This window comes from Serratia sp. SA088 (assembly GCF_049065515.1).
GTDB classification, from domain to species: domain Bacteria; phylum Pseudomonadota; class Gammaproteobacteria; order Enterobacterales; family Enterobacteriaceae; genus Serratia; species Serratia nematodiphila.
Genome location: NZ_JBAKGW010000001.1, coordinates 857,400 through 881,141, shown reverse-complemented (window position 1 = coordinate 881,141; position 23,742 = coordinate 857,400). Strand labels below are relative to the sequence as shown.

Below are 23,742 nucleotides of genomic sequence, written 5' to 3'. Positions count from 1 at the left end.
CCTGCAGGAGTTGTGATCATGAGCAAGAAAAAGATCCTGATGCTGGTCGGCGACTACGCCGAAGATTACGAAACCATGGTGCCGTTCCAGGCATTGCAGATGATCGGCCATTGGGTGGACGCCGTGTGCCCCGGCAAAGCCGTCGGCGACTATATCCAGACCGCGATCCACGATTTTGACGGCGCGCAGACCTACAGCGAGAAACCCGGCCACCGTTTCACCCTGAACGCCGACTTCGCCGCCGCCAAAGAAGAGCACTACGATGCGCTCTTGATCCCCGGCGGTCGGGCGCCGGAATACCTGCGTCTGAACCCCGACGTGATCGCGCTGGTACAGGCGTTTGACGCCGCGAAAAAACCGATCGCCGCCGTTTGCCACGGTCCGCAGCTGCTGGCGGCGGCCGGAGTGTTGAAAGGCCGCACCTGCAGCGCCTACCCGGCCTGCGCACCGGAGGTGCGGCTCGGCGGCGGTCATTATGCGGAGATCGGCATCGATCAGGCGCACGTCGACGGCAATCTGGTCACCGCCCCGGCCTGGCCGGCGCATCCGCAGTGGCTGGCGAAGTTCGCTGAGGTATTGGAGCAGTAATGCGGCGCTAACGGAGCTGCTCGATCAGAAAATGGATGTCGTACAGCCAGCGTTTGGCGCGCGCGGAGCGCACCAGCATAGACACGCACAGCGGCCGGGTGTGTTCTTTACAGGCGGAGGGAGAAAACCAGCGCCCGGTATTGCTCGGCGGCTGGAAATACAGCTCGTGGTTATAGTTGCCGCTGTCGACGCCGAAGGTGTCGAAGTAGCGGCGCATCAGCGTGTTGGAGTCGCTGAACGACAGATTGAGCACGGTGTTAATCTCGGTTTCCGGGGTGATGGCCACGCCCTTCTGCAGCCGCCCTGATGCGTTGAAGGCGGCGATAAGCGCGATGACCTGTTGCTGAATGTCTTCTGCCATGACGACCTCGAGCCGATATGAAGAAAAAGTGAGTGCAATTACCTGTCTGACTCTGCCCGCCGCGGCGAGTTCGGGCCGCCGCGCGGGTTTTCCGTTTCTTTACACTTTCCATAAAAAGCGCGCGCAGCCAAACGCCCGGCGCGCGCGGTCGAAGGTTAGCGGCTGAGCGTCGTCTTGTCGGCGATGACGCCATCCCCCTGCCGCTCGGCGGCAACCCCGCCGCCCAACACTTTATACAGGGTCGCCTGATTATCGTACGCCGTCTGCTGCGCGGCGATCAGCGACTGCTGCGCCGTATACAGCGTGCGCTGCGCGTCCAGCACGGTCAGATAGCTGTCCACGCCCTGGCGGTAGCGCAGTTCGGCCAGACGATAATATTGCTGCGCCGCCGCCACATAGCCGGTTTGCGCCGCCAGCTGCTCCCGCAGCGTGGCTTTGCGCGCCAGCGCGTCGGCGGTTTCCTGAAATGCCGTCTGCACCGCTTTCTCATAGGTGGCGACATACAGATCTCTCTGCGCTTTGCTGTAGTTCAGTTGCGACGTGTTATAGCCGCCGCTGAAAATCGGCAGGCTGATGCTCGGGGCGAATGACCAAACGCCCGCGCCGTGGCTGAACAGCGACGAGAGTTCACCGCTGCCCACCCCGCCGCTGGCGGTCAGGCTGATCGACGGGAAGAACGCCGCCCGCGCCGAGCCGATATTGGCGTTGGCGGATTTCAGGTTATGCTCCGCCTGCAGCACGTCCGGCCGCGTCAGCAGCACCTGCGAAGAAACCCCGGCCGGCAGGTCGCGCATGATCCCGCCCAGCGTGTCGATGCCGCCGGGCAGCAGGTTTTCCGGCACGCTTTGTCCCACCGCTAAATCCAGCGCGTTTTTCGCCTGCGCGGCGCTGGTCGCATAGCTGGCGGCGTCCGATCGCGCCTGTTGATAAACGGTCTCCGCCGACGCCACGTCGACCAGCGACGAGATGCCGTGCTGCTGGTTCTTGCGTGTCACCTCCAGCGACCGTTTGGCGCTTTCCATCGTCTGCTGCGCCACCGCCAGATTGCTGCGCTCGGCCGCCACCGCCACCCAGTCGGTGACGATGTCGGCGATCAACGTCAGGCGGGTACTTTTCGCCGCCTCCGAGTTCGCCAGATAGGTTTCGAACGCCGCCCGCGACAAGCTGGCGTTTTTGCCGAACTGTTTTGCTCGTCCACCACCAACGCGGTGGCTTCGCCCTTGGCGTTGCGGGTGATGCCCTGCTGCGGCGCCAGAATGGCTTTGGGATCGACGCCGTTATCCACCGTGGCGTGGATATACATGCCGGGCAACAGCTCATGTTCGGGGTTGGGGAACACCGCGCGCAGCGTGACCGAACCGGTGGCCTCATCCACCGCCACCTCGGTCAGCTCCAGCTTGCCGGGGTGGGCATAAGACGTGCCGTCCTCCAGCTTAATGGCGACCGGCGTGACCGCGCCGCGCTGTAACGCCGCCTGTTGGCGCCGCAGTTTAAGCAGTTGGGCGCTGGACTGGGTCAGATCGACATAGATCGGATCCAGCGCGCGGATGGTGGCCAAGGCATCGGTCTGGCCGGCGGTGACCAGCGCGCCCGGCGTCACCGACGAAATACCGATGCGCCCGGCGATCGGCGCACGCACCTGGGTATAGCCGAGATTGATGCGCGCCGTCTCCAGCGCCGCCTGGTACTGCGCCACCGACGCCACGGCCTGCAGATACGCGGCTTTGGCGTCGTCTGCGTCCTGTTTGGAAACGCCGTTTTCTTTGACCAGCGCCGCATAGCGCTGCGATTTGAGCCGGGTGGATTGCACCGTAGCCTGGGCGTTTTTCAACTGGGCGGCGGCCTGATCGTAGCTGGCCTGATAGCTGGCGGGGTCAATTTGATACAATGCCTGCCCGGCTTTCACCTCGGCCCCTTCGGTAAACAGCCGCTGCTTGATGATACCGTCGACCTGCGGCCTCACGTCGGAGGTCATGGTGGCGTTGACCCGGCCGGTCAACTCGCTGCTCAGGGTCACTGACTGGCCGCGCAGCGTGACCACGCCGACCTCCTGCTCACCGCCTGCGCCCGCCAGCGCACCGGCGTTTTGCCCATCGCAGCCGGCCAGCAACAGCGACAGCCCCAGCGCTAAAAGCGTTTTCCTCTGCATTGCAATACGATCCTATTGAGAATGACTATTCTCAATATATCGAATGCCGCAATGCGCTTCTGAAAGGGTTGCGTAAGGATTGCGTAAAATCTTTTCGGGCTGGAAAACGCGCAGCGCGGTGGGTTTATCCTAATCTGCGCGCAAGCGTCAGCGCCAAAATCGTGGCGATGCTGATACCCGCCGCTCCCAGGAAAACGGCGGATGAACTGCCGGGAATGGACGCCATAAAGGATGACAAGAACTGGCCGGAGAAAATCGCCATCGATAAATAGGCCAGATTTCGCCCCCGGGTGCGGGGGGAGCTTTTTTCTACGGTCATATGATTAACCAACGGCACCGAGAAGCCGAACCCGCATCCCATCAGAATGCCGCCGGCAACAAATGCCGCAGTGCCGTGCGCAGAGGCGAAGAGCAGATGCGCTGCGGCATAACAGACAAACGCCGCGCCAAGCGCGCCGTTTTCTCTGAGTAAAGCCACCAACCTGGGCATCAGCGCGGCGGCAAAAACGGCGATAAGCGAGATAAACGACAGGAAGTATCCCGTTTGCGCCGCCCCGATATTCATGTGGTGGAAATGCTGCGGGATGATAATGATCCCGGTGAAGAAGCAGATCATGGAAAGCACAGCGGAAAAATAGACCGCGGTTAATCTGCCGGCGCCGGTGGAAATGGCATCACCGCGCTGAACGTTGTCTGATTCGCCCACATCGGACTGGGGTTTGGGCACAAACAGCAACTGCATCGCCAGCAACACCCAGGCGACAAGATACAACAGGAAGGGCCAGCGCCAGCCGAGCGTCGCCAACAGCCCGCCGATAAACAGAAAGATGACGCCGCCCAGCTCGATCGACATGCCTTGCGAAGCGATCATTTTCAAGCGCGCCTGCCCGCTGTAAAAAGCAGAAATCAGACCGGTGCCGGCTGACATCACGATCGCCGTGGCGCCGCCAAGCAGCAGGCGGTCGAGCATCACCGGCCAAAAGCCGCGCAGGAACAGCCCCCCCGCCCCAAGCAGGCCATACAACAACAGCCCCCAGCTGAGCGCCGCGTAAGCGCCCGCCCTGTCAATAAAACGTCCGGCGAAGGGGCCAAATATCACCACGCCCAACGACGGCACGGTGACCAGCCAACTGGCCGCGGAAGGCGTGCCCAACTGGCTCGCGATCTCCGTCAAACCAGGAACGATCACGCAACCGACCATGATCGTCAGACAGGCCACGGCCAAGAGCGTAAACGCCGCCATTTTTCTTAATTCACGCATAGAGTGCCTCACTGAAAATATCCGATATATGGATATGATATCCACAATTCGGACGGTATTCTTGAGGCTTCTGCCCAACATGTCAACGCGCGAACTGTAAATCGAATGTCAATCCTACCCTGCCAACGTCGGCAACCCTCCAGTTATTACCTGCAATGGCTGGCAGGCGCTTTTTGGCAATCCATGCGCTTTGTCACTCAATGAGCGTTGACATCGCCCACATCCGGCAACAGAATAATAACCATTATTCGGATGAATGATCCATCATGCGGATAATTCGAAATCAATATCAACCACACCACATCTCGCTGCCGTCAAGTCGGCGACAACCTAAGTGAGGATCTCATGAGTAAAGAAATTTCACGTCGTAATATCATCAAGCGCATTCCGCTGTTGGCTGGCGGCGCCTTGCTTTCTCAATCCCTGCTGTCTTCCGCCATGGCGGCGCCATCATCCGCCCTACCGGCGGCGGCGCGGAAAGGCGCGTTTACTGATGCGGGCGCATCGCTCGATAAGTCATTGATTTCCTACTATCAGGTGCCGATGCAGAAACGCTTGAAGATCAATGAGAAAGGCATTCAGGGCAAGCCCTACGCCGAGTTCTTCGACAGCAATCTGGATGCGCCCGTAGAGATGATCCGCGCGCTGGAACAGGGGCCGTTGGCAAAAGAACACATCCTTCAACCCACGAAAGCGGGCCTGAAAACCCTATTGGAACGTTTTGACGAGTTTCCGGTATCGGGTTACGCCGTCGTTGAGGATGGCGGCCCCTGCGCCTATGCGCAAAGCCGCCATATTTTTCCGGGCGTGACCACGGAGATGTTCAAGTGGTGGTTCTGCTGGCACCCGATCGAGAGCGAACGCTATTATCTGTGGTTCCCGCATGCTCATATCCACAACTCGGTTGTCGATCCCAAGCGTCTGGCGGATACCCGTCTGTCCTACGCTGAGCGGCTGTACGGCAACCCGAACCACATTACCGAGTACATTGGCGATAACTATCTTGACGGCGTTATCCATTTTAATGCGCCGGAAAGCTTCGGCGTCGAGAGCGAGTTGCTCAAAAAGCATCGCTTTACCTTTAACGCCAGCGGCATCATCACGCCTTATGATGCGCAATCAACGCCGCTGGTGTTGATGATTCATCTGGGTCGCGACACGCCGCAAGGGATGGAAATGGTCAACCGTTACTGGATCGGCACGCATGAATCCTGGGATAGATTCGATAAGTTCCCGGACGGCGGAAAACGCTCCCGCGAATACATCACAAAAGCGGGGATGACGAAAGCGTCGCTGGAAGGCTTTGCTTATGAAATGGCCGTCCACGATATGACGGAGTTTTCTTCGCTCGGCCGTTTCCTGCCTGAAATTTATGCCCGGTTCGGCAACAGCTGACTGCCGCCTTCCCCTCGCCAACGCAGCGCCGGGGGCGAGGCATGCTTGCCCATGCGGCGTTTAGCGCCTGCCGGGCCAAACGCCCCGGCTTGTTATGCCAGCATCGCCTCGATTTCCGCTTTGCACTGCATCAGCGAACCGAGCAGATGGTCAAACTTTTCCTCGAAGCGCATGGCCGGAACCGCAATGGATATGGCGTAAAGCTCGTTGACGCCGATATTGAGATAAACGCCGACGCCACAGACGCCGCGAGCGTGCTCTTCGCGATCGATGGCGTAACGACGGATCCTGGTTTCCCGAATGTCCTCCAGTACGGATGAGACGGTTCTGAGGGTATTATCCGTTCTGACATCCGGCTGGCCGCCAAGCAGATCCGCAATCTTTTCGTCAGGCAGCTCGGCCAGAATGGCTTTGCCATGCGCCGTGCAGTGGCACGGAAAGGCGGTGCCAACGGCTGATACGACGCGAAGTTCCTGATCGGAAACAAACTGGCCTACCGATACCGCGTGGCTGCCGCGGTAAACGCACAAATCGACGGTTTCACGCGTGCGGCGGCCCAGCGTTTCCATCGCCGGTTTTGCAAGGGTGATCACATCCGTATGCGCGGAAGCCGCCAGGCGGGCGAGCGCCGGCCCTAATTGAACGCCGCCGCTGCCCATGATGAGCAGCTGTTGCGATTCAAGCGAGGTGACCAAACGGTGTACGGTGGTGCGCGGCAGCCCCGTTTCCCGGGACAATTGAGAGATGGTCATGCCCTTCGGTTGAGTTTCCAGCGCCCGCAGCAGGGTGGCGGCCCGGGCAATCACCTGTGAGCCGCTATTATCCGCGTCATTACTCATCGTGATGTTCCACATTAAATGGGGTCAGGGACGAAAGAATATCACAGGTTGTCCACATATTGGATAGGTGGACAAGATCCATGGAAAATCCCCCGCCTACCTGCCTCATCACAAATACCAGGATTTTTTTAGAGCAACACAGTGAGATAAAAGCAATAGCTCCCCCATGATATTCAGGATGGCAGTCTGCCCATGCTTCATCATCGCGCAGGCGCCTACGCCAACAGCCTCGCGTACCTACGGCTTTTTACGGCTTCGCCAATCTGAACACCGTTTTGGTGTGCCAATAGTAGTCGATCGCCGCCGCGATATTCGGCATCCAACCGTCCGGCTCATAGGGCACGAAGCCGGAAAAACCCAGCCTGCGGGCAGAGACCTGGAACCCCGCGCCGGAGAAAATGCGCGCATAGTCGTCCAGCGAGCGATCCTGCACCACGGTATGCGTCTGTTCAGCGACCCTTGCGCGCCATTGCGGCCACAGCGGGTTGTCGGTGTGGCAACCGGTCACCGCATAGTAAACGCCGCCCGGTTTCAGCGCCCGCAGCATATCGGCGGCATGCTGCGCGATATCTTCGATCAGGTAGATGACTTCATGGCTGAAAGCGATATCGAAATGGTGATCCCAGCCTGTCAGCCGCGTGTCGGTTTGATAATCGATCGGCAGGTTTCCTTTCAGGCGATTGGCGTGTTCGACGGACTGGCGGGCGATATCGACGCCTAGCCCTTCACGAAATGGCCGGATTTGGTGCAACAGACGCAGAAAACCGCCCTGATTGCAGCCGAAGTCCAGCACCCTGACGCCGGACAGTTCGTGTTCCGGCACCAGAGTTAGCAGATGCCGCCAGATAGGTGCATGGCCTTCGGCCATGGCCTGCTCTGCGTGCGGATCGCGATACCAGGTGGGAATGCTCAAGGGTGAGTCGTTCATGATGGCCTCCTTATGTTTCCACTCAGCCAACCACAGCCTATGGCGACAAACAACCGTGCGCGCATTTTTTGAACATTCACTGCTCTGGTTTGCCATGCACCGGCAGCTGGCTGGTCACGCAGTGAATGCCGCCGCCGCCGGCCGCGATGGCGTCGATCTCCAACTGCACCACCTTGCGCTGCGGATAGAGCGCCGTCAACAGCTCAAACGCCGCTTTATCCGCCTGCGGATCGCCAAACTCAGGGGCGATCACCGCGCCGTTGATCACGAAATAGTTGATGTAGCCCGCCGCAAAATCGGGATTGTGGCGGCTGAAACGACTGTCGCGCGGCGCCAGCGGCGGCGAAAGCGTATGCACCTGCAGCTTGCGGCCGTCGGCGTCGGTCGCTGCCTTGAGGATCGCCAGATGCGCCTGGGTAACCGCATGATCATAAGAGGCCGGATCGGTGTCCAGGTTGGCCACCACCACGCCCGGCCGCACGAAACGGGCATAAAAATCGACGTGGGCATCGGTGATGTCCCGGCCTTTAATGCCCGGCAGCCAGATAATTTTGCGCAGGCCGAGCATCGCCTTCAGCTCCTGCTCCACCCGATCGCGGTTCCAGCCTGGATTACGGTTTGCATTCACCCAACTGCTCTCGGTCATGATGCCGGTGCCGCGCCCATCCACCTCAATGCCGCCGCCTTCCCCCACCAGCGCGCTGCGGCGCGGCTGAGCGACGCCGTATTTTTTGGCGGCGAACGCCGCCAGACGCGCATCCTTGGCATGCTGCTGCTTATCGCCCCAGCCGTTGAAGTTGAAATCCACCGCGCCCAGCGCACCGGCGTCGTTGATGACGAAATTGGCGCCAATGTCACGCATCCAGATGTCATCCAGCTCGGTGACGACATAGCTGACGTTCTGACTGCCGCAGGTGGCCTCCGCCAGCTGCCGTTCGTGCGCGCGGCAAAATACCGTCAGCGGCTGAAACTCGGCGATGGCGCGGGCGATGCGCCCCTGCGCTGCCTGCACGTCCGCCGTGAACCCGCCCCAGATGGCCTTCTGGGCGCCGAAGGCGAGAAACGCCCGCAGCTGAGGTTCCCCTTCGTCGGGCATCCGCCAGGCCGGATTAAGCGCAGCTTCTGCGTGACCGCGTAATGGAAAGCCCAACGATGCCGTCAAGCCGACGCCGGCCACCGCCGAAAGCTGCTTGATGAAGGTGCGACGCGATGACATAAACGACCTCTTTTAATTAATTTAAATTCAAATGGTTAACCGAATTTTTCACTCTCCGGCACTTGAATCCCATGCTAGTCTTCCCCTGCCACCGCGACAAACGATATATTTAGTGGATATCTGATTAGACAGGCTTATCGATAATGTTAAAACACTGGCCCCCTTTGAGCGCACTGCGCGGTTTCGAAGCGGCGGCGCGCCTGGGCAGTTTTCATCAGGCCGCCGAAGAATTGCACCTGACCCAGTCGGCCATCAGCCAACAGATCCGCAGCCTCGAGGCGTTTTTGGAACAGCCGCTGTTCTTCCGCACCGGCCGCAGCGTAACGCTGACCGACGCCGGCCACGATTTGTTCAGCACCGCACAGGTGATGCTGCAACAGTTGGCCGTCGGCATTCGCCGTTTGGATCAGTACCGCAAACCCAACCAGCTGATCGTCAACACCACCCCGGCCTTTGCCCGCCACTGGCTCGCGCCGCGGCTGGGCGAGTTCAATCAGCGGCATCCGCAGATCGATCTGTGGCTGTTCACCAGCTTTGAACCGCCGGATATGGCGACGGACAGCATCGATCTGGCGATCCGCGACGATCTCAGCGCGCAGGCGGACTGCACCTTTAACGTTCTCTGTACCGACCGGCTCTATCCCGCCTGCCACCCCAGCCTGCTGGCGTTGGCGCCGGAGCAGCGCGTGACCTTGCACGGCGAACGCGAGATGGACTGGAGCCACTGGACGGTGGCGGGCGGCGCGCACGTCGGCCAACGCGACAGCGGGCTGAACTTCTCCGATCCTGGTCTGCTGCAGGACGCCGCCTGCAACGGCCTCGGCATTGCGTTGGTCAGCCAACTGCTGGCGCAACACGCGCGCGACGTCGGGCTGCTGCAACCGTTAACCGAGCAACGCGTGCGCGGCGCCAACTGGGCGTGGCTGCTGCACCGCGACAGCGAACACAATCCGCTCGCCCGTCACTTCTGCCAATGGCTGCAGTCGGCGCTGCCCGCCGGCGCATAACGCGTCACGTCACGATTTGCTACTCTGGTCAGGCGGCCCCGCCTGACCGCTGCTACCTTCAATAAAGCGTCGCAACAACCCGAAGAAAACGCGCTAACCTGCTGTTTCAAAATAATTAGTTGAATTCACCTGATAACTGAACATCGCTAAAAGGATCTTCTATGTCTGCCGGTTTATTGAAAACGATAGCTCTGAGCGTGGCCCTTGCCTGCACCGTTCCCGCCGCCTTTGCCGCCGATCTGACCGCCGGCGCGGTCGCCGCCCCGGATCAGTATGGCGCCAAGGTCGCCGCGCACATTCTGCAGGCCGGCGGCAACGCGGTCGACGCGGCGGTCGCCACCGCCTTTACCCTCGCGGTGACCTACCCTGAAGCCGGCAATATCGGCGGCGGCGGATTTATGACGCTGTATGTCGACGGCAAGCCCTATTTTCTCGACTACCGCGAAGTGGCGCCCAAGGCCGCCAGCAAGACCATGTATCTGAACGAGAAAGGAGAAGTGATCGAAAATCTCAGCCTGGTGGGCAGCCGCGCCGCCGGCGTGCCGGGCACCGTGCTGGGGTTGTGGGAAGCCCATAAACGCTTCGGCAAACTGCCGTGGGCCGAACTGCTGACGCCGGCGATCGGCTACGCCCGGCAAGGTTTCACCGTAGCGGATCAGCAGTATCAGTACCGTGAAGACGCCAACAAGCTGTTCGCCGGTAAAACCAACTTCGGCGACTATTTCGGCGCCATGAAGCCCGGCACGGTGTTCAAACAGCCGGAGCTGGCCGCCACCCTTGAGCGCATCGCCAAATCGGGCGCCGACGATTTTTATCACGGCGAAACCGCCCGCCTGCTGGTGGCGCAAATGCAGCGCGACAACGGGCTGATCGGCGCGGCGGATCTGGCCGACTACCGGGTGAAATGGCGCGAACCGATGCGCATCAGCTGGCGCGGCAACACCGTGTATACCGCCCCGCTGCCCAGCTCCGGCGGCATCGCGCTGGCGCAGCTGCTGGGGATAAAAGAAGATCGCGCCGCCGACTTCAAGGACGTGCCGCTGAACTCGGCGCGCTATATCCACCTGTTGGCGGAGATCGAAAAACGCGTGTTCGCCGATCGCGCCGACTACCTCGGCGATCCGGATTTCACTAACGTGCCGGAAGCGCAGTTGATCGCCCCTGATTACCTGCAAAAACGCGCCGCCGAGATCAATCCGCAGGCGATCTCACCGACCGAGCAGGTACGGCCGGGGCTGGAAACCCACCAAACCACCCATTTCTCGATCGTCGATGCCGCCGGCAACGCCGTCAGCAACACCTATACGCTCAACTGGGACTTCGGCAGCGGCGTGGTGGTCAAAGGCGCCGGCTTCCTGCTCAACGACGAGATGGATGACTTCAGCGCCAAACCGGGCGTCGCCAATGCCTTTGGCGTGGTGGGCAGCGACGCCAACGCCATTGAGCCGGGCAAACGCATGCTCTCCTCGATGAGCCCGACCATCATCACCCGCGACGGCGACGTCACCCTGGTGATCGGCACCCCGGGCGGTTCGCGCATCTTCACCTCGATCTTCCAGGTGATCAACAACCTCTACGATTACCACCTGCCGCTGGCGCAGGCGGTGGCCGCCCAGCGCGTACACCATCAGCTGTTGCCGAAAGACACCGTCTACTATGACAGCTTTGCGCCGCTGACCGGCAAACCGGCGGACGAGCTGAAGGCCATGGGCTACACCCTCGAAGACCAGGGCTGGAACATGGGGGATATTCAGGTCATCCGCATCGATGGCCGCACGCCGGAAACCGCGTCCGATCCGCGCGGCCGCGGCGTGGGCCTGGTGGTGAAAAAGTAACGCCCCGGCGGCCCGCCTCAGGTTAGACGGGCCGCTACTTCCCCGCATTGACTGCCGCTGCGCCCTTTCTTACTCATCTATACTGAAGCGACAGGCTCGCGTTTGACGACGGCGGCGTCTGCCTTCCTTCTTAGACGATAACGAAAATATTAATTTTAAATCAATCACCTGCATTTATCGTAAGCGGTGTCGGAGGCAATCAATAATGGCGAAAAGACGAGCAGTACCCGGTGTCCATCCCTACGATGGGCCCGCCGGCGGTTGGGGCGCGCTGAAAGCGACGGCCATCGCCGTGCGCACACAGATGGATACCCTGGAAGCGCCGGTGACGCTGATGCGTACCAACCAGCCCGACGGGTTTGACTGCCCGGGATGTGCGTGGCCGGATAAAGAGCATCGCTCCACCTTTCAGTTTTGCGAAAACGGCGCCAAAGCCGTGACCTGGGAAGCGACCAGCAAGCGCGTGACCCCAGAATTCCTGGCGCAAAATACCGTGACCTCACTGCTGCAAAAAACCGATTATCAGTTGGAGGACTACGGCCGTCTGACCACGCCCCTGTTTTATGACGCCGGGACGGACACCCTGCGCCCGCTGGCCTGGGACGAGGCGTTCCAACGCATCGCCGCCGTCTTGCAGACGCTGCCGCCGGAACAGGTGGAATTTTATACCTCCGGCCGGGCGTCCAATGAAGCGGCCTACCTGTTCCAGCTGTTTGCGCGTGAATTTGGCAGCAATAACTTTCCCGACTGCTCCAACATGTGCCATGAGCCGACCAGCGTTGGCCTGCCGCAGTCGATCGGCATCGGCAAAGGCACTGTCTCGCTGGACGACTTTGACAGCGCGGAGCTGGTTATTTCCATCGGGCACAACCCGGGCACCAACCACCCGCGCATGATGGGCACGCTGCATGAGCTCGCGCGCAAAAAAGTGCCGATCATTGTGTTTAACCCGCTGCGCGAGCGGGCGCTCGAACGTTTCACCGATCCGCAAAACGTCATCGAAATGGCGACCTACAGTTCGACCCCGATCGCTTCAACCTACTATCAGGTCAAAGCCGGCGGCGATGCCGCGGCGCTCAAAGGCATCGCCAAAGCGTTGCTGCAGTTGGATGATGAGCATGGCAATGCGCTGGATCACGCCTTTATTGCCGAGCACACTGAAGGGTTTACGGCTTTCGACGCCGATCTGCGGGCCACCCGTTGGGAAGCCATTGAGGCGGAAAGCGGTCTGACGCGTCAGGATCTGGAACAGGTCGCCGCCGCTTACGCGAAATCCAACGCCACCATCGTGACCTACGGCATGGGCATTACGCAGCACAATAAAGGGACGGCCAACGTGCGCCTGATCGCTGACCTGCTGCTGCTGCGCGGCAACATTGGCAAACCGGGCGCCGGCATTTGCCCGCTGCGCGGCCACTCTAACGTGCAGGGCAACCGCACCGTCGGCATCACCGAAAAACCCTCGGCCGAATTTTTGGCGAAGCTGGAAACGGTGTTTGGCTTCACGCCGCCCAAAGCCCACGGTCACGATGCCGTGAAATGCATGCAGGCGATGATCGACGGCGCTTCGAAAGCGTTGATTTGCCTGGGCGGCAACTTCGCCGTGGCGCTGCCGGACCCCGAGCAGAGCTTCCCGGCGATGAAAGCGCTGGAGTTAAGCGTGCATATCGGCACCAAACTCAATCGCAGCCATCTGTTGGTGGCGAAAGAAACTCTCATTCTGCCCTGCCTGGGCCGTACCGAGCTGGACCTGCAGGCCGGCGGACGGCAATCGGTGACGGTGGAGGATTCGATGTCGATGGTGCATGCCTCGTCCGGCAAATTAAAACCGGCGTCGGAACTCCTGCGTTCGGAACCCGCCATTGTGGCCGGCATGGCCAAAGCGGTGATGCCCGCCAGCAAAGTGCCCTGGGATGAGTTGGTCGAGGATTACGATGTGATCCGCGATCTGATCGAAAAAACCATCCCCGGCTTCGACAATTACAACGCGCGCATTCGTCAACCCGGCGGTTTTCGCATGCCATTGCCGCCGACAGAACGCCAGTGGCCGACGGCGACGGGCAAAGCGATGTTTTCGGTGTTCAGCGGGTTGCACGAAGACCAGATTGCGGCGGAACAAAATACGCTGCGGCTGATCACCCTGCGCAGCCACGATCAGTACAACACCACCATCTATGCCTTGGATGACCGCTATCGCGGGGTTTTCGGCAGGCGCGATGTGCTGTTTATGAATGACAGCGATCTGCAACGTTTGGGGCTGGAGCATGGCGACGTGGTCGACCTGGAAACGGCGCTGCCCGGCAGCACCCAACGCCTGGAAGGCATCACGGTGATCGCCTACAACATCTCGGCCGGATCGGTCGGCGCCTACTACCCGGAAGCCAACGTGCTGGTGCCGTTGCATTACATCGATGAGGAGAGCGGTACGCCTTCGTACAAATCGGTGCCAATCCGCGTGAAGCTAAGATCCAAAGAGGTGCGCGCGGTCGATATCGCCTGACGGAAGCGGTTTGAGCCTTTCTCCGCATGGAGAAAGGCTTCTCCCCTTTATACCTGCGCCACCAACACATTAACGTTGGCGGGGAAAACCAATCCTTCCAATGCATTACCGCTGTCGGAGGTCACCAGATAATCGACCTCGGGCCATTTGGCCACCAGCGTCATCGCATGCCCGCGCAGCTTGTTTTCGTCGGCCAGCACAATGCACTTGCGGCTCTGCGCAATCATTTTGCGCGCGATGGCCGCCTCATTGACGTTTTGATCCATCACCCCGGTCTGCACATTAACCGCACCGGCGCCGATAATGGCGTAATCGGCGAAAAACGCTTCGATATTATTCAACGCGATCGCGCCCAGGCACGCCATTTTGGAGTCGATGAACTGCCCGCCGATCAGCACCACGTCGATGGAGTCATTTTCCAGACAGACGTTGGCGATCAGCGGCGAGTTGGTGATGACCGTCAACTGATCCACCGTCGCCAACTGCCGAGCGAACTCCAGCGTGGTGGAGCCGAAATCCACGAACACCGTATCGCCCGGTTGGATCAGCGTCACCGCTTTCTCCGCGATGGCGCGCTTCTCAGCCTCGGCGATTTTGGCCCGCTCATTGAATTCATGCTCGAACTTGAACTGGCTGCTGACCGCGCCACCGTGGATCTTCTTGATCAGCCGATAGTCTTCCAGCTTGTTCAGATCGCGCCGAATGGTTTCCTGCGAAACCTGGAATTTATCCGCCAGCTCATTCACGTAAACCCGGCCGTTGGCCTGGATCAGCGCCAGTATTTCATTGCGCCTTTCCACGGAATTAGAGATATCCATTCACATTACACTCGCTGCCTTAAGTAAGAGTGACTGCTTCCGCCGAGACTCGCGGCGTTAACTGACGGAATACTACGGGTTTCATGGCGTTAGACGCAAGCCGTAGCCGCCGTTCATCCGGTGGGTTCGATGCTGATGTGCAGCGCGTCACGCTCGCCGTCGGGCGGCAAGGCGATGTTGCGCAGCAGGATCCGCCGTTCCGGCAGGCAGCGATGCGTTTTGCGGTACAGCACTTTCTCCCCCAGCCGCACCACCACCGAACCGGACACCGCCTGTTCCACGCGCATATTGATCGTGACCGTGGCGGGTTTGCCGATCAGCGCCACGTTGGCAGGCGCGGTCAGGCGGATCCGCTCGTCATGCCGCACCGGGAGGATTTGCCGCGCCGGCGGCAGCGTGCGCTGCAGCGAACGGGCAACGGCTTCGCCGACGAGCAGCCCTTCCTGATAACACTGGTCGCCCATGTCTGCCGGATGCAGCATGTTACCGACGGCGAAATAGGCGGCGTCGGAACAGCGGCCGAACTGATCGGTCAGCGGGCAGCCGCTGTCCGGCCGCTGCGCCAGGTGGCTCTGGCGGATCAGCGTATACTCCCCGGTGAAGCGGCCGGTGAAGATCAGGCTATCGCAGGCGATGCGCCGTTTCTCTCCCTGGCGATTCTCCACCTCGATGGATTCGACCCGATCGCGGCCGGCAATGTCGGTCACCCGCGAATAATAGTGGATCGGCACCCCCATCAGGCGCGCATAGAGCGCGCTCAGCCGCCAGGCGACGGGCCTGCCGCCGCTTTCAATCATGGCGACGGCGCGCACGCCGGCGTTGCGCAGCGTCCACAGCGCGGAGAAACTGACCAACTCGGTGCCGACCACCACCGGCGCCTTGCCCGGCTGCAGCCCGCGCAAATAGACGAACTGCTGCAGCGCGCCGGCGGTCAGCACGCCCTGCGGCCGCAGGCCGCTCACCAGGCGTGGATGACGCGGCGTCTCGCGCACGCCGGTCGCCAGGATCACCCGCTGCGCTTTCAAGGTGCTGACGCCACGGCGGTCCGTGATGGTCAGCTCACCGTCTGGTTTGATGGCGAGCACCGTCACGCCGGTACGGATCTCTACCTGCCCGGCGCGCGCCAGTATCTTATCGACATAGGTGGACCCCAGCATCGGCCGGTAAAAAGTCTGCAGCCCGAAGGTGGGATGTCGGCAGTGCCTGGGCACGCCGCCCGCCTGTTGTTCCCGCTCCAGGATCACCACATCCTCGATGCCCGCCTGCCGCAGCGCGGTCGCCGCCGCGATCCCCGCCGGCCCGGCGCCGACAATCGCCACCTGATACTCAGTTTTCATCAATGCTCCCTACGGCCAGCGTTTGGCCAAAACGATCGCCCACCATTTCCTCCACCCGGCTGCTGCAATAGAAACCGTTGCAGCGCCCCATCATCACGCGCGTGCGGCGCCGCAGCCCGCCGATGCATTCCGGCGGCACGGCGGAATCGAACGCCGCCTCTATCTCCCGCTGGGTCACCAGCTCACAATGGCAAACGATGCCGCCGTTGTCCGGGCGCGCATAATCGCGCAGCGCATAGTCGGCAAGCATCGGCATCTGCGGCCAATGCACGGTCTGCGGCGTTGTCAGCGTGAAGCACGGCGTAAAGTGGTCGCGATAGAGCTGCTCCACGTATTGCGCGATGCCGAGCGCCGCCGTCAGGCCGGTGGAGCGAATGCCCGCCACGCAGATCCACTGCCGATCGGGATAGTGCTGAATGCGGTAGTGTTTCTGTTCGGTCGCCGGGCGTAATCCGGCATAGCTGGCGGTCACACTGTAATTCGCCAGCGTGGGCAGCAGCCGGGTGCCCTGTTCGATCAGCTCGCGCATTTTGGTTTCGTCCACCGTCGCCGTCTCGCGATCCTGCTGCTCTTCGGCGGTCGGCCCGAGCAGCAAATTGCCGAAGATGGTTTTCGACAGCAGCACCCCTTTGGTGATCGCCGTCGGCACCGGCAAGATGATGGCGTTGACCTGACCGGCGGCGGCCTTATCGAACACCAGGAACTGCCCTTTGCGCGGGCGGATTTCAAACTCGGGCTGATGGCAGAAACTTTCTACCCGGTCGCCCTGATTGCCGGCGCAGTTGATGACGATTTTGCCGTGAAACTCGCCCCGGTTGCTGGTTAGCCGCCAGCCGGTCGGCAAGCGTTCGGCGCCGGTCACCTCGGTATTGAAGCGATAGTCGCCGCCGTGTTTGACACCTTGCGTCAGGTACGCCAGCGGCGTGCTCCAGGGATCGATCACGCTCTCCCCCGGTACCTCTACCGCCGCCAACGCGCCGGGCGCCAGTTGCGGCTCACGGCGATACAGCTCGGCGGCGTCGATCTGCGCCACGTCCAGCACGCCGTTGTCATGCGCCTGCTGCACGATCGCGGGCAGCGCCGCCAGCTGCTGCTCGTCCCACGCCACCACCAACGCGCCGGTAGGCAACAACGGCAAATTCATCCGTTCACGGATGGCGATAAACTCCCGGTAGCCGGCCTGCATGCAATGCAGTTCCAGGCTGCCGCTCGGCGCATCGAAGCCGGTATGCAGCAGCGCGCTGTTGGCTTTGCTGGCGCCGGACAGGATATCGCCCCCCTTTTCCAACAGCAGCGTACGGGCGCCCATCAGGCAGAATTTGCGGAATACCGCACACCCGACCACACCGCCGCCAATCACGACAATGTCCCAATCCGTTTGTTCTTCCATCATGCTGATGTCCCGTTTTGATGTGATAACCACAATAAAACCACACAATAACCGCATTTGAAATGATAAAAACAACACAACTCCCAAAAAAAGGCCGCAAAAGGCGGTGATAAGCAAAAAGTATGAGGTCGATCACGCGGGGTTATTTTATCTTGTGATTTATGTTGCTTTAATGTGTGAAATTGAAGATAGATTATTAAAACAGTCACACAACCAACACCAGGCACAATAAAAAAACAAAACCTATAAGAGAGCGAAGCAATGATGAATCAACGTTATGCCGCGATTGATCAGGGAACCACCGGCACCCGGGTCGTGGTGTTCGGCGAAGACGGCAGGCACCATTCGCCGGCCAGCATGCCGCACAAGCAGATCACCCCCAATCCGGGCTGGGTGGAACACGACGCCCTGGAGATTTTGGCGAATATCCGCCGCTGTCTCAGCCAGTGCGACATGGTGGATGCCATCGGTTTAGGGCATCAGGGCGAAAGCCTGCTGGCCTGGGACGCCGACAGCGGCCTGCCGCTGTACAACGCCATCGTTTGGCAAGATCAGCGCACCGAGCCGGAGATCCAGCGCCTGAAACGCGAAGGCGTCGAGCCGCTGGTGATGGCGAAAACCGGCCTGCCGCTCGATACCTACTTCTCCGCCAGCAAGATGGGCTGGCTGATGAACAACGCGCCAGGGGCCAGGCAGCTGGCGCAACGCGGCCGCCTGCGGCTCGGCACCATGGACGCTTTCTTCCTGTTCCACCTGTGCGGCCGGCACCTCACCGACTATAACTCGGCCTCGCGCACCTCGTTGTTCAACATTCATACCCTGCAGTGGGACGAGGAGCTGTGCCGTTTGTTCGGCGTACCGATCGACAGCCTGCCCGAGGTCAGAGACAACATCGGCCACTTCGGCGACGTCGCGCTCAACGGCAAACCGGTGCCGCTGACGGCCTGCATCGTCGACCAGTTTGCCGGCACATACGGCCACGGCTGCCATCAACCGGGGCAGATGAAGATCACCTTCGGTACCGGCGCCTTTTTACAGGCGATCACCGGGCCGCGCCCGATCGACGCCGGCGAGTCCGGCCTGTTGCCCACGCTGTGCTGGAAGCTGCCCGGCAGCGAGCCGGTGTATGGCCTGGACGGCGGCGTTTATAACGCGGCCTCCGCCATTAACTGGGCAAGAAAGATAGGCCTGTTCAACGATTTCGATGAATTCGGCGATTTTCCGGCCCAGCCGGCCATCGCGCGCGGCCTGGCCTTTGTGCCCGCGCTCTCTGGGCTGGCCTGCCCGTACTGGGATCGCTCCGCCGCCGGGATGTGGGCCGGCCTGTCGCTGGAAACCGAACGCAAGGATCTGCTGCAGTCGATCCTCGAAGGCATCGCCATGCGTTCCGCCGAGGTGATCAACGCCATGGATAAACTGAAACCGATCGGCGACAGCATTTCGGTGGACGGCGGCCTGTCCGCCAACCGCTATTTCACGCAGTTTCTCGCCAACCTGATCCAAAAGCGCATCGTCTCTCCCGCCAATAAGGAGATCACCGCCCAAGGCGTTGCGCTGTTGGCGCGTAAAGGACTGGGGGTGGAACATCCGCTCAAGGTGCTCAACCGCTATGAAGTGACGGAACCCGCCGAGGTCGATATGGCGGTCTGGTTTGCCCGTTATCAGGAAATCATCGCGCGCTCGCGCGGCTTACGTTCATCGCAGGAGGAACACCATGGCTGAGTTCGGTAATTTCATCATCTATATCATCATGGCCGGCACCCTGATCGGCGCGTTGGCGTCGATCGTCAAGCCGGAAGGCGAGCTGGGGCGTGAGTTCGTCAACGGCATTCATGCCATCGGCCCGGTGTTTCTCGCCCAGGCTGGCATCATGGCCGCGATCCCGATCATCTCTTACCTGATCATGTACAGCATCGGCCCCTTCTTCTCGGCGCTCGGCTCAGACGCCTCGATCGCGGCGCTGGCGGTGATCGCCGTGGACATGGGCGGCTACCAGTTGGCCGACGCCATCGCCGCCAACCGCGATATGTGGATCGTCGCCATGCTGGTGGGTTACACCTCCGGCGCCAGCATCGTCTACCTGATCCCGGTCGGGCTTATCATGCTGAACCGCGACGACCATAAATATCTGGCGTTGGGTGCCATGGCGGGCCTGATCAGCATTCCGTTCGCCGTGCTGATCGCCCTGGTGACCATCACCTTCAATAACCTGCCGGTCAGGGAGATCATTTCCACCACCTCGCCTGCCGCGCACTATCTGCAGCTGGACTTGCTGCAGGCGCTGCGGCTGCTGTCCCCACTGTTCGCCCTGTGCTTCCTGTTGGCACTGGGGCTGAAGCTGCGGCCGGCGGCCATGGTGAAAGGATTCCTGATCTTCGGCAAGGCGGCGGACGCCTTTATCAAACTGGTGTTGGCGCTGTGCATCATCGAGCATTTCACCGGCGTGTTTAAAAAGGTGTTCGGCGGCTGGGTATTCGATCCGTTATTTGCCGACAAAGACGAATTATTCCGCGCTATCGAGATTGCCGGTTACATCGGCATTATGTTGGCGGGCACATTCCCCATTTGTTATTTATTCCAGCGCTATTGCCGCAAGCCGATGCATTTCATCGGTAAAAAGCTCGGTTTATCGGATACCGGCGCGCTGGGCTTTATTATGGTATTGGCCAATATCATCGCCGTTTATCACCTGTTCAAAGGCATGCGGGCGCGCGATAAGGTGCTGTGCGTGGCCTTCGGCATCTGCGCGCAGGCCACGTTGGGCGATCACCTGGCGTTTACCGCCAACTTCCAACCTTCGCTGGTGTTGCCGATCATGATGGGCAAATTCCTCGGCGGCATGATCGCCGTGCTGATCGCCATAAAAATTTCAGTGCCGGAGGCTGAATTGCTGGAAAAAGAACAGACGCAAAGGCAATCGACGGCCATCGCCGCCGCCGCTCGCTAAATTTATCCCTAAGCCATAAAAATAAACGGGGCGCCGCCTCACGGGGAAGCTGCGCCCTTTTTTCGTCCCTGACAACAATTATTGAGAGAACAAACGCTAATGAGAAAAATATTTTTAGCCTGCCCCTACAGCCACGCCGACGCCAACGTCGTGCATCAACGCTTTATCGCCTGCAACGACGTCGCCGCCGCTATCGTGCGCGCCGGCAACGCCGTTTTTAGTCAGGTCAGCATGTCGCATCCGATCAATCTCTGTTTGCAAGATCTCGACAAAACTGCCATCGGCAAGCTGTGGGCGCCGATCGACGCGCTGTTCATGGCGGCGATGGATGAATTGATCGTGCTCGACTTGCCGGGTTGGCAAGAGAGCGGCGGCATCAAGCGCGAGATGGACGCTTTCGCGGCGCGCGGCTGCCGCGTCAGCCTGTGGTCCGAGGTCGCAGGCGAGTTCAACTGAGGCGTGCGCCCCGCCGCTTGGCGCGACGGGGCAGCGGCCTATTTGCCGTTGGCCAATTCACCGTACACCACCTGGCCGCGGAAACCGCGCCGCACCTGCTGGAACAGCTCGCGGAACGCCGGGTAATCCTGCGCCTGGCACAGCGCTTCCTTGCCGCGAATGGCGTTCACCTGCAGGCGGTGATTGACGGTCACCTGCTGCCCGTCGCGCCGCCACGCGACGCGATAGTCGCCCGCCGCATTGCGGAATTGCCGATCTTTCGGAATGGCGATGATCGGCACGTTGGCCGGCAGCTGCAGACGGTAGGTTTCATCGTAGCGCTGCGCGGTGCAGTAGAACGGCGTTTCGTTGCCCGGCGCCGCCGTGGTGGTATACAGCGTGCGGAACGATTTGCCGCCGGGCGGGTTGGGCAAGGTCATGCCGCCCACCACGCCGAAATCGACGTAGTCGTCCGCCTTGAAGCGGAAGCGGTAACCGAACTGCTTTTTGAGATCCAGCGGATCGCTGTTCATCGCCACCTCGCCGCTGCCGTCGATGCCGGAGGCGGACATGATCGTCGCTTCGGCCTGCGCCCGGTTCTGGCGGTTGATCTGCGAGAAGTAGCCCCGCAGGTCAATCTCTTCCACTTCGCTCAGCCGGCGCTCGGTCTCCCCCTGCAGATTGCCCGCCTTGTCGAACACGAAATCGACGCTCAGCGCGCTCTTGACCGGCTGCTCGTCGCTGCCCGGGGTGCGCGCCAGCCTGGCGTCGCGCGTGAGCAGTACCGGCGCGCCCAGATCGCCCTCCGGCAGTTGCCCGAAACGCGCCCAGGGATTGGTGGAATCGAGGTACAGTTTGAATTCCGGCACATAGGTGATGGCGTGATTAAAGCGGCCGAGCAGCGGCACGTTAGGCAGTATCGGGCCTTCGTCCATGCCGATCAGCACCGGCGAGCTTTCGATGCCCTTGGCGGCGAGCAGCGCCTCCAGGATCACCACGTGATCCTTACAGTCGCCATAGTGGTTATCGAGAATGCTCTGCGCCGAATTCGGCTCCAGCCCACCATTGCCCAGATACACCGCCACATAGCGAATGTTTTGCGCCACCCAGCGATAGAGGGCCTCCGCCTGCTCGCGCCGATCGCTGATGCCGGCGGTAATGTTGTCCGCCAGCGCCTGAATGCCCGGCGTCACCTTTGCCGCCGCGCCGGCCTTCAGCTGGTAGGCCTTGGCCAACTGCGGCCACTCGCGGTAGGTGCTGGCCATGATGGTCGGGCTGAAGGTCCAGCTGTCCGCCGCCCAGTTTTGCGCCTTCATCGGCGCGCTGCGCGAATAATGCCAGCGCCAGTGCGCTTGGCCGTTGCGGATCTGCGGTTGGTCCCCGCCTTCAACGCCGCGCGTGAAGATATGCATCGGCAGCTTGGCCGGCGCCTGCAGGGTCACTTCGGCGTCGTCGAACTGATCGAAAACGCTGAACGTCTCCCACAGGCCGAAATAGTCGGGGAAATACGGGGTGTTTTGCGTGCGGCGCAGCTCATACACCACGCGCGATCCCGGCGCCAGGTTGGAGAACACGATGACGCGCACTTTGCGGTCGGCATACAACGGCGCCGTGGCGCTGGAGTAGCTCTCCTGGGTGTAGATGCGGTCGGGCGCCACGTCGTGGCGCTGGCCGTCGGCGGTCAGCGTATAGGCGGCGACCACCTCCAGCGTTTCCATTTTTTCGCTGTAGCTCAGGCGGATCTGGCTGAATTTCTCGATCGCCGCCTTGGTCTTCAGCAGCACTTCGTAGCTTTCCGTCTTCACGTTGGTGGCGTTGGCGTTAACGCGATAATCCGCGCGATAGCGCACGAAGCTGAAATCGTTGTTGGCCGTGTCGTTCTGGCCCTGATCCGCCGCGGCGGGCGGTGCAGCGGCCAACACGGTGGCCGGATGCGTCGCCGTCAAACCGGCGAGTAACAGTATGGAAGGAATAGCGATTTTCATCTTCGGTCCTTGAAGGGTGTTAAGCAGCGACACCGGGCCATACGTCCGTCCCGGCGTCAAAACAGGCGGGCACACTAATATAATTGAGAATCATTTTCAATAAACGAACCATCAACGCCCGGGTTAGCCCTGCTCGATCAACATGACGGCGGTGGTCTCCGGCTCCAGCGCTTCGAAAATATGCTCGCGATCGGCGGAGTAACTGATGTAATCCCCGGCGCTCAGCACCTGCGGCTGATCCGCCGGGCCAAGGCGCGCGCGCCCGCTGCTGATGATCACATGCTCGACGGTGCCCGGCGGATGCGGCCGCGAGCATTTCGTTTCACCGGGTTGCACCCGCAGCCGGTAAATGTCGCGCTGCGCGCCCGGTGGACAAGTGGCCAACAGCGTGGCGGCGTAGTTGCCCTGCTCCGACAGCGCCGGCGTTCCCTCATGGGCGCGGATCACTTGCACCGGCCTGCTCGGCTGTGAAATCAGCCGGCTGACCGGCACATCCAGCGCCATCGCCAGCGCCCACAGCGTTTCCAGGCTGGGGTTGCCGCTGCCGGCTTCGAGCTGCGACAGCGTGGACTTGGCGATACCCGCGCGCTTCGCCAGTTCGGTAACGGACAGATTCAATCGCTCCCGCTCACGGCGGATTGCCGCCGACAAGAGGCCAATCGGCGTGATGTTCTGCATTAGGCTCTCGCTCATTGTTCGTTATACCATTCAATTGTTCGGCTTGACGAACGGCGTCAACCGTGTTCATCAT

General features: G+C 60.9%; 18 protein-coding genes and 2 pseudogenes. 8 read left to right on the top strand and 12 right to left on the bottom strand.

All coding sequences use genetic code 11. The features are described from left to right. Nucleotides 1-18: 18 nt before the first annotated feature. A complete protein-coding gene (locus ACOWVD_RS04310) occupies nucleotides 19-588 on the top strand; it encodes a DJ-1/PfpI family protein (RefSeq protein WP_004937978.1) in 570 nt (189 codons plus the stop codon). A gap of 7 nt (nucleotides 589-595) precedes the next feature. On the opposite strand, the gene ACOWVD_RS04305 is transcribed toward ACOWVD_RS04310, so the two are convergent. The 4 genes and pseudogenes from ACOWVD_RS04305 to ACOWVD_RS04290 form a co-directional block, all read right to left on the bottom strand. Then, nucleotides 596-949: a DUF1493 family protein gene (locus ACOWVD_RS04305; RefSeq protein ID WP_004937980.1), complete on the bottom strand. Its 354-nt coding sequence runs from the start codon at nucleotides 947-949 to the stop codon at nucleotides 596-598. 155 nt (nucleotides 950-1,104) lie between these two features. After that, nucleotides 1,105-2,130: pseudogene (locus ACOWVD_RS04300) on the bottom strand (efflux transporter outer membrane subunit); the annotation flags it as partial. Continuing rightward, nucleotides 2,121-3,098 (bottom strand): annotated as a pseudogene (locus ACOWVD_RS04295) (efflux RND transporter periplasmic adaptor subunit); the annotation flags it as partial. The pseudogenes ACOWVD_RS04295 and ACOWVD_RS04300, both read right to left, overlap by 10 nt. 124 nt (nucleotides 3,099-3,222) lie before the next feature. Further along, nucleotides 3,223-4,341, bottom strand: a complete 1,119-nt coding sequence (locus tag ACOWVD_RS04290) for an MFS transporter (protein ID WP_080356232.1) — start codon at nucleotides 4,339-4,341, stop codon at nucleotides 3,223-3,225. 363 nt (nucleotides 4,342-4,704) lie between these two features. Here ACOWVD_RS04290 and ACOWVD_RS04285 point away from each other — a divergent pair, with 363 nt between their 5' ends. Next, nucleotides 4,705-5,754, top strand: coding sequence for a DAPG hydrolase family protein (locus ACOWVD_RS04285; RefSeq protein ID WP_060559688.1), 1,050 nt, complete (start codon nucleotides 4,705-4,707; stop codon nucleotides 5,752-5,754). Nucleotides 5,755-5,846: 92 nt separating this feature from the next. On the opposite strand, the gene ACOWVD_RS04280 is transcribed toward ACOWVD_RS04285, so the two are convergent. The 3 genes from ACOWVD_RS04280 to ACOWVD_RS04270 form a co-directional block, all read right to left on the bottom strand. After that, a complete protein-coding gene (locus ACOWVD_RS04280) occupies nucleotides 5,847-6,593 on the bottom strand; it encodes an IclR family transcriptional regulator (RefSeq protein WP_004938000.1) in 747 nt (248 codons plus the stop codon). A 247-nt stretch (nucleotides 6,594-6,840) separates the two neighbouring features. After that, nucleotides 6,841-7,521, bottom strand: coding sequence for a class I SAM-dependent methyltransferase (locus ACOWVD_RS04275; RefSeq protein WP_085336882.1), 681 nt, complete (start codon nucleotides 7,519-7,521; stop codon nucleotides 6,841-6,843). Nucleotides 7,522-7,597: 76 nt separating this feature from the next. Further along, nucleotides 7,598-8,737, bottom strand: a complete 1,140-nt coding sequence (locus ACOWVD_RS04270) for an agmatine deiminase family protein (RefSeq protein WP_021503723.1) — start codon at nucleotides 8,735-8,737, stop codon at nucleotides 7,598-7,600. Between the two features lie 143 nt (nucleotides 8,738-8,880). Here ACOWVD_RS04270 and ACOWVD_RS04265 point away from each other — a divergent pair, with 143 nt between their 5' ends. From ACOWVD_RS04265 to ACOWVD_RS04255, 3 genes are all read left to right on the top strand, one after another. After that, entirely contained in the window at nucleotides 8,881-9,744 is an 864-nt protein-coding gene (locus ACOWVD_RS04265; protein ID WP_197763541.1) for a LysR substrate-binding domain-containing protein, read from the top strand. A gap of 161 nt (nucleotides 9,745-9,905) precedes the next feature. Then, nucleotides 9,906-11,579 carry a gamma-glutamyltransferase gene (gene ggt / locus ACOWVD_RS04260; protein WP_164094935.1) on the top strand — a complete coding sequence of 558 codons (1,674 nt, stop codon included), beginning with the start codon at nucleotides 9,906-9,908 and terminating at the stop codon, nucleotides 11,577-11,579. Nucleotides 11,580-11,781: 202 nt separating this feature from the next. Beyond that, nucleotides 11,782-14,079, top strand: coding sequence for an FdhF/YdeP family oxidoreductase (locus ACOWVD_RS04255; RefSeq protein WP_421105482.1), 2,298 nt, complete (start codon nucleotides 11,782-11,784; stop codon nucleotides 14,077-14,079). A 47-nt stretch (nucleotides 14,080-14,126) separates the two neighbouring features. On the opposite strand, the gene ACOWVD_RS04250 is transcribed toward ACOWVD_RS04255, so the two are convergent. The 3 genes from ACOWVD_RS04250 to ACOWVD_RS04240 form a co-directional block, all read right to left on the bottom strand. Continuing rightward, entirely contained in the window at nucleotides 14,127-14,897 is a 771-nt protein-coding gene (locus ACOWVD_RS04250; protein ID WP_004938020.1) for a DeoR/GlpR family DNA-binding transcription regulator, read from the bottom strand. Between the two features lie 113 nt (nucleotides 14,898-15,010). Further along, nucleotides 15,011-16,234: an FAD-dependent oxidoreductase gene (locus ACOWVD_RS04245; protein WP_421105464.1), complete on the bottom strand. Its 1,224-nt coding sequence runs from the start codon at nucleotides 16,232-16,234 to the stop codon at nucleotides 15,011-15,013. Beyond that, the gene (locus ACOWVD_RS04240; RefSeq protein ID WP_421105463.1) at nucleotides 16,224-17,627 is read right to left on the bottom strand and encodes an NAD(P)/FAD-dependent oxidoreductase; all 1,404 of its coding nucleotides are present in this window, start codon (nucleotides 17,625-17,627) and stop codon (nucleotides 16,224-16,226) included. The genes ACOWVD_RS04245 and ACOWVD_RS04240 overlap by 11 nt, the downstream gene beginning before the upstream one ends. A 258-nt stretch (nucleotides 17,628-17,885) precedes the next feature. On the opposite strand from ACOWVD_RS04240, the gene ACOWVD_RS04235 reads away from it, so the two are divergent. The 3 genes from ACOWVD_RS04235 to ACOWVD_RS04225 all read left to right on the top strand — a co-directional run bounded on the left by ACOWVD_RS04235 (nucleotide 17,886) and on the right by ACOWVD_RS04225 (nucleotide 21,027). After that, complete coding sequence (locus ACOWVD_RS04235; protein ID WP_242141623.1) at nucleotides 17,886-19,346, top strand: FGGY-family carbohydrate kinase; 1,461 nt, start codon at nucleotides 17,886-17,888, stop codon at nucleotides 19,344-19,346. Then, on the top strand, nucleotides 19,339-20,571 hold the full coding sequence (eutH, locus tag ACOWVD_RS04230) for an ethanolamine utilization protein EutH (protein WP_033643135.1): 1,233 nt from the start codon (nucleotides 19,339-19,341) through the stop codon (nucleotides 20,569-20,571). Before ACOWVD_RS04235 ends, eutH begins: the two co-directional genes overlap by 8 nt. Before the next feature lie 99 nt (nucleotides 20,572-20,670). Next, nucleotides 20,671-21,027, top strand: a complete 357-nt coding sequence (locus ACOWVD_RS04225) for a DUF1937 family protein (RefSeq protein ID WP_075685916.1) — start codon at nucleotides 20,671-20,673, stop codon at nucleotides 21,025-21,027. A gap of 38 nt (nucleotides 21,028-21,065) precedes the next feature. Here the strand turns inward: ACOWVD_RS04225 and ACOWVD_RS04220 are convergent, their stop codons facing one another. After that, the gene (locus tag ACOWVD_RS04220; RefSeq protein ID WP_075685914.1) at nucleotides 21,066-22,991 is read right to left on the bottom strand and encodes a DUF3857 domain-containing protein; all 1,926 of its coding nucleotides are present in this window, start codon (nucleotides 22,989-22,991) and stop codon (nucleotides 21,066-21,068) included. A 123-nt stretch (nucleotides 22,992-23,114) separates the two neighbouring features. Then, nucleotides 23,115-23,684 (bottom strand): helix-turn-helix domain-containing protein, encoded by a 570-nt coding sequence (locus ACOWVD_RS04215; protein WP_197763540.1) that lies wholly within the window; start codon nucleotides 23,682-23,684, stop codon nucleotides 23,115-23,117. Nucleotides 23,685-23,742: the final 58 nt, after the last annotated feature.

Bases quoted from the DNA above. Each gene is read 5' to 3' on its own strand.
- ACOWVD_RS04310 (WP_004937978.1), top strand. From the start codon at position 19: ATGAGCAAGAAAAAGATCCTGATGCTGGTCGGCGACTACGCCGAAGAT.
- ACOWVD_RS04305 (WP_004937980.1), bottom strand. From the start codon at position 949: ATGGCAGAAGACATTCAGCAACAGGTCATCGCGCTTATCGCCGCCTTC.
- ACOWVD_RS04290 (WP_080356232.1), bottom strand. From the start codon at position 4,341: ATGGCGGCGTTTACGCTCTTGGCCGTGGCCTGTCTGACGATCATGGTC.
- ACOWVD_RS04285 (WP_060559688.1), top strand. From the start codon at position 4,705: ATGAGTAAAGAAATTTCACGTCGTAATATCATCAAGCGCATTCCGCTG.
- ACOWVD_RS04280 (WP_004938000.1), bottom strand. From the start codon at position 6,593: ATGAGTAATGACGCGGATAATAGCGGCTCACAGGTGATTGCCCGGGCC.
- ACOWVD_RS04275 (WP_085336882.1), bottom strand. From the start codon at position 7,521: ATGAACGACTCACCCTTGAGCATTCCCACCTGGTATCGCGATCCGCAC.
- ACOWVD_RS04270 (WP_021503723.1), bottom strand. From the start codon at position 8,737: ATGTCATCGCGTCGCACCTTCATCAAGCAGCTTTCGGCGGTGGCCGGC.
- ACOWVD_RS04265 (WP_197763541.1), top strand. From the start codon at position 8,881: ATGTTAAAACACTGGCCCCCTTTGAGCGCACTGCGCGGTTTCGAAGCG.
- ggt (WP_164094935.1), top strand. From the start codon at position 9,906: ATGTCTGCCGGTTTATTGAAAACGATAGCTCTGAGCGTGGCCCTTGCC.
- ACOWVD_RS04250 (WP_004938020.1), bottom strand. From the start codon at position 14,897: ATGGATATCTCTAATTCCGTGGAAAGGCGCAATGAAATACTGGCGCTG.
- ACOWVD_RS04245 (WP_421105464.1), bottom strand. From the start codon at position 16,234: ATGAAAACTGAGTATCAGGTGGCGATTGTCGGCGCCGGGCCGGCGGGG.
- ACOWVD_RS04240 (WP_421105463.1), bottom strand. From the start codon at position 17,627: ATGATGGAAGAACAAACGGATTGGGACATTGTCGTGATTGGCGGCGGT.
- ACOWVD_RS04235 (WP_242141623.1), top strand. From the start codon at position 17,886: ATGATGAATCAACGTTATGCCGCGATTGATCAGGGAACCACCGGCACC.
- eutH (WP_033643135.1), top strand. From the start codon at position 19,339: ATGGCTGAGTTCGGTAATTTCATCATCTATATCATCATGGCCGGCACC.
- ACOWVD_RS04225 (WP_075685916.1), top strand. From the start codon at position 20,671: ATGAGAAAAATATTTTTAGCCTGCCCCTACAGCCACGCCGACGCCAAC.
- ACOWVD_RS04220 (WP_075685914.1), bottom strand. From the start codon at position 22,991: ATGAAAATCGCTATTCCTTCCATACTGTTACTCGCCGGTTTGACGGCG.
- ACOWVD_RS04215 (WP_197763540.1), bottom strand. From the start codon at position 23,684: ATGAGCGAGAGCCTAATGCAGAACATCACGCCGATTGGCCTCTTGTCG.